The sequence below is a fragment of the Mycobacterium sp. TH-M25 genome (genome assembly GCF_057473665.1).
This window is the reverse complement of the sequence record NZ_JBYCLA010000518.1, coordinates 1-8,332: the sequence shown is the minus strand read 5'-3', so window position 1 is coordinate 8,332 and position 8,332 is coordinate 1. Positions and strand designations below refer to the sequence as shown.

At 66.8% G+C, this 8,332-nt stretch carries 8 protein-coding genes; all 8 read left to right on the top strand.

Features of this window, described 5'->3' with window-relative positions:
• The coding region (locus AC2VOU_RS17485) for an alpha/beta hydrolase family protein (RefSeq protein ID WP_486958507.1) at nt 1–939 on the top strand (939 nt) is incomplete at its 5' end.
• Nucleotides 936–2,195, top strand: a complete 1,260-nt coding sequence (locus AC2VOU_RS17480) for a saccharopine dehydrogenase family protein (RefSeq protein WP_486958506.1) — start codon at nt 936–938, stop codon at nt 2,193–2,195. The genes AC2VOU_RS17485 and AC2VOU_RS17480, both read left to right, overlap by 4 nt.
• Nucleotides 2,196–2,299: 104 nt before the next feature.
• Entirely contained in the window at nt 2,300–2,872 is a 573-nt protein-coding gene (locus tag AC2VOU_RS17475; RefSeq protein WP_486958505.1) for a DUF937 domain-containing protein, read from the top strand.
• Nucleotides 2,873–2,942: 70 nt separating this feature from the next.
• Nucleotides 2,943–5,585 (top strand): valine--tRNA ligase, encoded by a 2,643-nt coding sequence (locus AC2VOU_RS17470; RefSeq protein ID WP_486958504.1) that lies wholly within the window; start codon nt 2,943–2,945, stop codon nt 5,583–5,585.
• The gene (gene folC, locus AC2VOU_RS17465) at nt 5,582–7,039 is read left to right on the top strand and encodes a bifunctional tetrahydrofolate synthase/dihydrofolate synthase (protein ID WP_486958503.1); all 1,458 of its coding nucleotides are present in this window, start codon (nt 5,582–5,584) and stop codon (nt 7,037–7,039) included. Before AC2VOU_RS17470 ends, folC begins: the two co-directional genes overlap by 4 nt.
• Entirely contained in the window at nt 7,036–7,440 is a 405-nt protein-coding gene (locus AC2VOU_RS17460; RefSeq protein ID WP_486958502.1) for a DUF4233 domain-containing protein, read from the top strand. The genes folC and AC2VOU_RS17460 overlap by 4 nt, the downstream gene beginning before the upstream one ends.
• 18 nt (nt 7,441–7,458) lie before the next feature.
• Nucleotides 7,459–7,875: a nucleoside-diphosphate kinase gene (gene ndk / locus AC2VOU_RS17455; protein WP_486958501.1), complete on the top strand. Its 417-nt coding sequence runs from the start codon at nt 7,459–7,461 to the stop codon at nt 7,873–7,875.
• Between the two features lie 301 nt (nt 7,876–8,176).
• A partial coding sequence (locus AC2VOU_RS17450) for a hypothetical protein (protein ID WP_486958508.1) occupies nt 8,177–8,332 on the top strand: 156 nt, incomplete at its 3' end.

Below are 8,332 nucleotides of genomic sequence, written 5' to 3'. Positions count from 1 at the left end.
GCGCCCGGCGGCGTGCTCTACGCGTTGCGAAGTTCCTACGCCGCGCCACCGCACCCGGTGCGCATCGACCCCGGCGGCGCGATCACGACGCTTCCCTGCGTCGAGTCGCCCACGCTGCCAGGGACATTGACCGAGATCTCCACGCCAACCGCCGACGGCACGACGGTGAGGTCGTGGTTGGTGTTGCCGGACCGCGAGGAGCCTGCTCCGCTGCTGCTCTGGGTGCACGGCGGCCCGCTGGGAAGCTGGAACAGTTGGGCCTGGCGCTGGAATCCGTGGTTGATGGCTGCCAAAGGTTACGCGGTACTGCTGCCGGATCCGGCGCTGTCGACAGGCTACGGGCAAAATTTCATCCAGCGCGGCTGGGGAGCCTGGGGCGGAGCGCCATTCGACGATTTGATGGCGGCAACCGACGCGGCATGTGCGCATCCGCGTATCGATGCGAGCCGAACTGCCGCGATGGGCGGGTCGTTCGGCGGATACATGGCCAACTGGATCGGGAGCCACACCAACCGTTTTGCCGCGATCGTCACCCATGCCGGCCTGTGGGCGCTCGACCAGTTCGCGCCCACCACCGACACCGCCGACTACTGGCGCCGCGAGATGACACCGGCAATGACCGCTGCCCACTCGCCGCACCATTTTGTCGAGCGGATTAGCACGCCGATGCTGGTGATCCACGGGGACAAGGACTATCGCGTGCCGATCGGCGAAAGTCTGCGCCTCTGGTACGAGTTGCTCGCCGCATCTGGGCTGCCGGCCGGAAACGACGGCAGCAGCCCACATCGGTTCCTGCACTTCCCGTCCGAGGATCACTGGGTGCGGGCGCCGCAACACGCGAAGATCTGGTACGAGGTGGTGCTCGCATTCCTCGCCGAGCATGTGCTGCGGGAGAGCGCCGAATGGCCGGAGGCGCTCGGAGTAGCGTCACGCCTGTGACTGCAACGCGCGAATACGACATCGTCCTGTACGGAGCAACCGGCTTCGTCGGTAAGTTGACAGCCCAATACCTGGCGAGGGCCGGCGGCAGTGCGCGGATCGCGCTGGCCGGCCGCTCCACCGACCGCCTGCAGGCGATCCGCGACACGCTGGGGGAGTCGGCGCAATCGTGGCAGCTGCTGACCGCTGACGCGGCGTCGCCGAAGACGCTCGACGCGATGGTGGCCCGGACCCAGGTCGTGGTCACCACGGTCGGGCCCTACAGCAAATACGGTCTGCCGCTGGTGGCGGCCTGCGCGGCCGCCGGAACCGACTACGCGGACTTGACAGGAGAGCCGCCGTTCATCCGCGAGAGCATCGACCTCTATCACAAACAGGCTCAAGACACCGGCGCGCGCATCGTGCACGCGTGCGGATTCGATTCGATCCCTTCAGATCTCACCGTTTATGCGCTTTATCGCCGGGCTCGGGAAGACGGCAGCGGCGAACTCGTCGACACCAATTTCGTGGTCCGCTCGTTCTCGGGTGGTTTGTCCGGTGGGACGCTGGCGTCGATGCTCGAGGTGTTCGACACGGTGTCCGGCGACGCCGACGTTCGTCGCGAATTCGCCGATCCTTACACGCTGAGCCCCGATCGTGGCGCCGAACCCGAACTCGGACCACAGCCCGATCTGCGGCGTCGTCGCGGCGCTCAGATCGCGCCCGAGTTGACCGGAATCTACACGGCCGGCTTTATGATGGCCGCGCCGAACACGCGAATCGTCCGGCGTAGCAACGCTTTACAGGACTATGCCTATGGCAGGCGGTTTCGCTACAGCGAGCACATGAGCGTGGGGTCATCCGTCGCGGCGCCGGTGGCCTCAGCTCTGGTCACCGGTATCGGCAACACGATGTCGGCGCTGGGCAGCCGTTACTTCCGGCTGTTGCCGCGCAAGTTGGTAGAGCGCGCGCTGCCCAAGCCCGGCACCGGGCCCAGCGAAGCCGTCCGGGAAAAGGGCTTCTACAAGGTCGAGACCTACACCACCACGACCTCCGGCGCCCGTTACCTCGCTACCATGGCCCAGCAGGGTGACCCCGGTTACAAGGCCACCGCTGTGCTGCTGGGTGAGAGTGGTCTGGCGCTGGCGATGGATCGTGAAGCGCTCTCCGACCTCCATGGCGTGCTGACCCCGGCAGCGGCGATGGGCGACGTGCTACTGGCGCGATTCCCGGCCGCGAGCGTCTCGCTGGAGACCGCGCGTTTGATGCATCGCTGACCGATGATGCGCTCTGGCGCAAGAACCTCTGTCGGACAAGATCAGCTGGGTTTAGTGTCATCTGGAAAAGCACACCATCCCAGCGACGTTAGGTGGACTGGTCCATGTCTGGCCTTGAAGATCTTCTGTCTCAGATTCCCACGAGTGACATCGCCAGCAAGATCGGCGTCGACGAAGGCGAAGTCGCCAAGGCAGTGCAACTGCTGGTACCGGTCCTGGTCGGCGGACTGCACGAGAACGCGCAAGACCCCGAGCACGCCAGCGGCATCGAGTCCGCGGCGGGCGATCACGCCGCCAGCGGCCTGCTCGACGGCGGCGTGAGCCTCGCGCAGGTCAACGAGGCCGACGGTCAGCAGGCCATCGCGAAGATTTTCGGCGGCAACGACGCCACCCAGGTTGCCAGCGCGCTGGCCGGCAGCGGCGGGGGCAACAGCGACCTGCTCAAGCAGCTGCTGCCGATCCTGGCGCCGATCGTTCTCGCCTATGTCGGTAAGCAGCTGGGCCAAAAGAGCGCACCGGCCGCCGACGCCGCCTCCTCCGGTGGCGCGCTCAACGACGTACTCGGCAGCATCCTCGGCGGGATGTCCGGCGGCAACAAATCGCTGGGCACCGTGTTGGGCAATGCGCTGGGCGCCAAGGCCGGCGACATCCTCGGCGGACTGTTCGGCAAGAAGTAGGCCGCCCCCGCCGGGACGCCCGCCATGGGCGGTGTTCGTCGCGCGCGTCGGTGCTTTCTAGAATTGACGCGTGACCACAAGCCCAGAAGACCTGCCCAAGGCGTGGGCCCCGGGCGCGGTCGAAAGTGTGATCTATCAGTGCTGGGTGGATGCCGGTTATTTCACCGCGGATCCCAACAGCGGCAAGCCGGCATACTCCATCGTGCTGCCGCCGCCCAATGTCACGGGCAGCCTGCACATGGGCCACGCGCTAGAACACACGATGATGGATGCCCTGACCCGCCGAAAGCGTATGCAGGGGTACGAGGTGCTCTGGCAGCCGGGCATGGACCACGCCGGCATCGCGACTCAGAGCGTGGTGGAAAAGCAGCTTGCCCTCGACGGCACGACCAAAGAGGACGTGGGCCGGGAACTCTTCGTTGACAAGGTGTGGACCTGGAAAAGGGAGTCGGGCGGCGCGATCAGCGGCCAGATGCGGCGCCTCGGCGACGGTGTCGACTGGAGCCGGGACCGCTTCACGATGGACGACGGGCTCTCGCGGGCGGTCCGCACCATTTTCAAGCAGCTCTACGACGCCGGCCTGATCTATCGGGCCGAGCGGCTGGTCAACTGGTCACCGGTGCTCGAGACAGCCATTTCCGACATCGAAGTCAACTACGAAGACGTCGAGGGCGAGCTGGTCTCGTTCCGGTACGGCTCGATGAACGACGACGAGCCGCATATCGTGGTCGCCACCACCCGGCTGGAGACGATGCTGGGCGACACCGCGATCGCCGTGCATCCCGACGACGACCGCTACAAACATCTGGTCGGCCAGGCACTGCGGCACCCGTTCATCGATCGTGACATCGTGGTCGTCGCCGACGGGCACGTCGACCCCGAATTCGGCACCGGCGCAGTCAAGGTCACGCCCGCCCACGATCCCAACGACTTCGAGATCGGTCTGCGGCACAACTTGCCGATGCCCACGATGCTGGACACCAAGGGCCGGATCGCGGGCACCGGCACGGAATTCGACGGTCAGGACCGCTTCGATGCGCGGGTGAAGATCCGCGAGGCGCTGGCCGCCGAAGGGCGCATCGTCGCCGAGAAGCGGCCGTACCTGCACAGCGTCGGGCACTCCGAACGCAGCGGTGAGCCGATCGAGCCACGGCTGTCGCTGCAGTGGTGGGTCAAAGTCGAGCCGCTTGCCAAGGCCGCCGGCGATGCAGTTCGCAACGGCGACATAGCGATTCACCCGAAAAGCCTCGAGCCGCGCTGGTTCGGCTGGGTCGACGACATGCACGATTGGTGCATCTCGCGCCAGCTGTGGTGGGGCCACCGGATCCCGGTCTGGCACGGGCCGGACGGGCAGCAGGTCTGCGTCGGCCCGGACGAGACGCCGCCGCAGGGCTGGGAGCAAGACCCCGACGTGCTCGACACCTGGTTTTCCTCGGCGCTGTGGCCGTTTTCCACCTTGGGGTGGCCGGACCGAACCCGGGAGATCGAAAAGTTCTACCCGACAAGCGTTCTGGTGACCGGCTACGACATCCTGTTCTTCTGGGTGGCGCGCATGGTGATGTTCGGCACCTTCGTGGGCGGCGACGACGTCATCTCCCTCGGCGGGGCCCGGGGTCCGCAGGTGCCGTTCACCGACGTGTTTCTGCACGGCCTGATCCGCGACGAGTCCGGCCGCAAGATGAGTAAATCCAAAGGCAACGTGGTCGACCCGCTGGACTGGCTGGAGAAATTCGGGGCCGACGCGCTGCGATTCACGCTCGCCCGTGGGGCGAACCCCGGGGGCGACCTGGCCGTCGGTGAGGATGCCGTGCGCGCCTCGCGCAACTTCGCCACCAAGCTGTTCAACGCCACCCGGTTCGCGATGATGAACGGCGCAGCGCCGGCGCCGTTGCCGGACCTGGCCGACCTCACCGACGCCGACCGCTGGATCCTCGGCCGACTGGAAGAGGTTCGCGCCGAAGTGGATTCGGCCTTCGACAGCTATGAGTTCAGCCGTGCCTGTGAGTCGCTCTACCACTTCGCCTGGGACGAGTTCTGCGACTGGTATCTCGAACTGGCCAAGGTGCAGTTGTCCGACCCCGGCGATTCGGCCACCACGGCGGTGCTCGCGGCGGTGCTCGACGCTTTGCTCAAACTCCTGCACCCGGTCATACCGTTCGTCACCGAGACGCTGTGGAAGAACCTGACCGGCGGCGAGTCGATCGTCATAGCCGAATGGCCGCAGCCGTCCGGTGTTGCGCTGGATGACGTTGCCGCGCAACGGATCACGGATATGCAGAAGCTGGTCACCGAGATCCGCCGGTTCCGCAGTGACCAGGGCCTGGCCGACCGGCAGAAGGTGCCGGCCCGGCTGACCGACGCCGACAGCGCCGACCTGGCCACCCACATTGCTGCCGTCGCGGCGCTGGCCTGGCTGACCGAGCCCACGGCCGATTTCAGCCCGTCGGCGTCACTCGAGGTCGGGCTCAAGGGTGGCATCGTCGTCGTCGAACTCGACACGTCGGGCACTATCGACGTCGCCGCCGAGCGTCGCCGCCTGGAGAAGGATCTTGGCGCGGCGCAAAAGGAATTGGCTTCGACCACGGCGAAATTGGGCAACACCGATTTCATGGCCAAAGCTCCGGAAGCGGTCGTCGAGAAGCAGCGTGAGCGACAGCGACTGGCGCGCGCGGAAGCCGAGCGGATCACCGCCAGGTTGGCCGGGCTCGCGTGACGCTGGAGCCTGACGACGACGACGCTGTGCCCGCTGAGGCCGCGCCCACGCCGGACGAGATCGCCGCGCTGCTGCAGGTCGAGCACCTGCTCGATCAGCGCTGGCCCGAAACCAAGATCGAGCCCAGCCTGGACCGCATCTCAGCGCTGATGGATCTGCTCGGGTCGCCACAACGTAGCTACCCGTCCATCCACATCACCGGGACCAACGGAAAGACATCGGTCGCCCGGATGGTCGATGCGCTGCTGACCGCGCTGCAGCGACGGACCGGGCGCGCCACCAGCCCGCATCTGCAGTCGGCGGTCGAACGCATCGCGATCGACGGAAAGCCGCTCAGCCCAGCGACATACGTGTCGACCTACACCGAGCTCGAGCCGTTCGTGCAGATGATCGACGAGCAGTCACTGGCTGGTGTTTTCGGGGAGGCTGGCCCGCGACTGAGCAAGTTCGAAGTGCTCACCGCGATGGCGTTCGCGGCGTTCGCCGACGCCCCGATCGAGGTGGCGGTAATCGAGGTGGGCTTGGGTGGGCGCTGGGACGCCACCAACGTGATCGGTGCGCCGGTCGCGGTGATCACCCCGATCAGCCTGGACCACGTGGAATACCTCGGTGCCGACATTGCCGGCATCGCCGGGGAGAAGGCCGGCATCATCCACCGGGCGCCGGTAGATCGAGCCGGCGCGCCGGACACCGTCGCGGTGATCGGCCGCCAGGTGCCCGAGGCGATGGCCGTGTTGCTCGAACAGGCCGTGCGCGCCGATGCCGCTGTCGCGCGGGAGGATTCGGAGTTCACCGTGTTGAGCCGCCAGGTCGCGGTGGGTGGTCAGCTGCTGGAGTTGCAGGGCCTCGGCGGGGTCTACTCCGATGTCTTCCTGCCGCTGCACGGCGAGCATCAGGCTCACAATGCGGTGGTCGCGCTGGCGGCGGTCGAGGCATTCTTCGGCGCCGGGGCGCAGCGCCAACTCGACATCGACGCGGTGCGAGCCGGATTCGCCGCGGCCAGCAGCCCGGGCCGCCTGGAGCGGATGCGTAGTTCGCCGACAGTCTTCATCGATGCCGCGCACAACCCCGCCGGCGCGGCCGCGCTGGCGCAGACGTTGGCCGAGGAGTTCGATTTCCGCTTTCTGGTTGGGGTGGTCAGCGTGCTGGGCGACAAGGACGCCAGCGGTATCGTGGCCGCGCTCGAACCGGTCTTCGATCGAATCGTGGTCACCCACAACGGGTCTCCGCGTGCCCTCGACATAGAGTCGCTGGCGCTGATCGCACAGCAGTATTTCGGGCCGGACCGGGTGGACACCGCTGAGAATCTGCGCGACGCCATCGACACCGCCACCGCGCTGGTCGACGACGTCCACGCCGGGGACGAGTCGCTCTCTGGAACCGGCATCGTCATCACCGGCTCGGTCGTCACCGCGGGCGCCGCTCGTACGCTCTACGGTCGGGATCCCGCATGACGGCACCCGCCTCATCGCCCGAGCCGCCCAAGCCCGACCCGTGGAAGAGCTTTCGGGGCGTCACCGCCGGCACGCTGATCCTCGAAGTGATTGTGGTGCTGCTGGCGCTGCCGGTGGTGGGCGCGGTCGGTGGCGGCCTGAGCGCCGGTGCGCTGACGTACCTGCTGGGTCTGGCCGCGGTGCTGATTGTGTTGACGGGGCTGCAGGGCCGGTCGTGGGCCATCTGGGCCGACCTCGGCGTCCAGGTGATCCCGATCGCCGGATTTGCCGTTTATCCGGGTGTCGGTGTGATCGGCGTGATCTTTGCCGGGGTGTGGGCGCTGATCGCCTACGTGCGTTGGGAGGTGCTCCGCCGCGAGCGGCTTGGGCTGCTCCCTGGGCAGGACGGACCGCCGGACTGATCCGCTACGCTGTGCGCCGTGACGAGCGCTGAGCGGACCCTACTGTTGATCAAGCCCGACGGTGTCGAGCGTCGCCTGATCGGCGAGATCCTCGGCCGTGTCGAACGCAAGGGCCTGACCATTGCGGCGCTGGAACTGCGAACCGTCAGCCAGACGCTGGCCCGAAGTCACTACGCCGAGCACGACGGCAAGCCGTTCTTCGGCTCGCTGGTGGAGTTCATCACGTCATCGCCGCTGGTAGCGGCAATTATTGAGGGCCCGCGGGCGATTGCCGCGATCCGGCAGCTCGCGGGTGGGACCGACCCGGTCGACAAGGCCCTGCCCGGCACCATCCGTGGCGATTTCGGTCTCGAAACGCAGTACAACCTGGTGCACGGGTCCGATTCGCCGGAGTCCGCGGAGCGCGAAATTGCGCTCTGGTTCGATCAGGTTTAGATAACGGGTCGGCGCACTTTGTTCGACCCGGCACACGGGTATGGGATACTGGGATGCGGGTAACGTCGCCGGATCGGTTCGCCGAACGTCGACCGACGCCCGGATGAAGACTTCGACAAGCGCGACCACCGCGACTTGCGGCGCGGCTGTCCAGCCATCATTCAGACCGGCACCGAGTGTGTTCGACCCGAACTGCTCGGGGCAAGACCATCACAAGCCCGGGAGGAAGTGACCCGGGTACACAGCGAAGCCCTCGCGTGGCCGCGTCGAAACGACGCGCCCGGGGGCTAGAGGAGAATACGTGACAGACGGTGGCCCATTCTCAGAAGTTCCTCAAGACTCGTCGCAGCATGAGGAGCTGCCCGATCGGCTGAGGGTTCATTCCCTGGCCCGCGTGCTGGGTACGACCAGCAGGCAGGTTCTCGACGCGCTGACTGAGCTCGACGGTCGCGTTCGC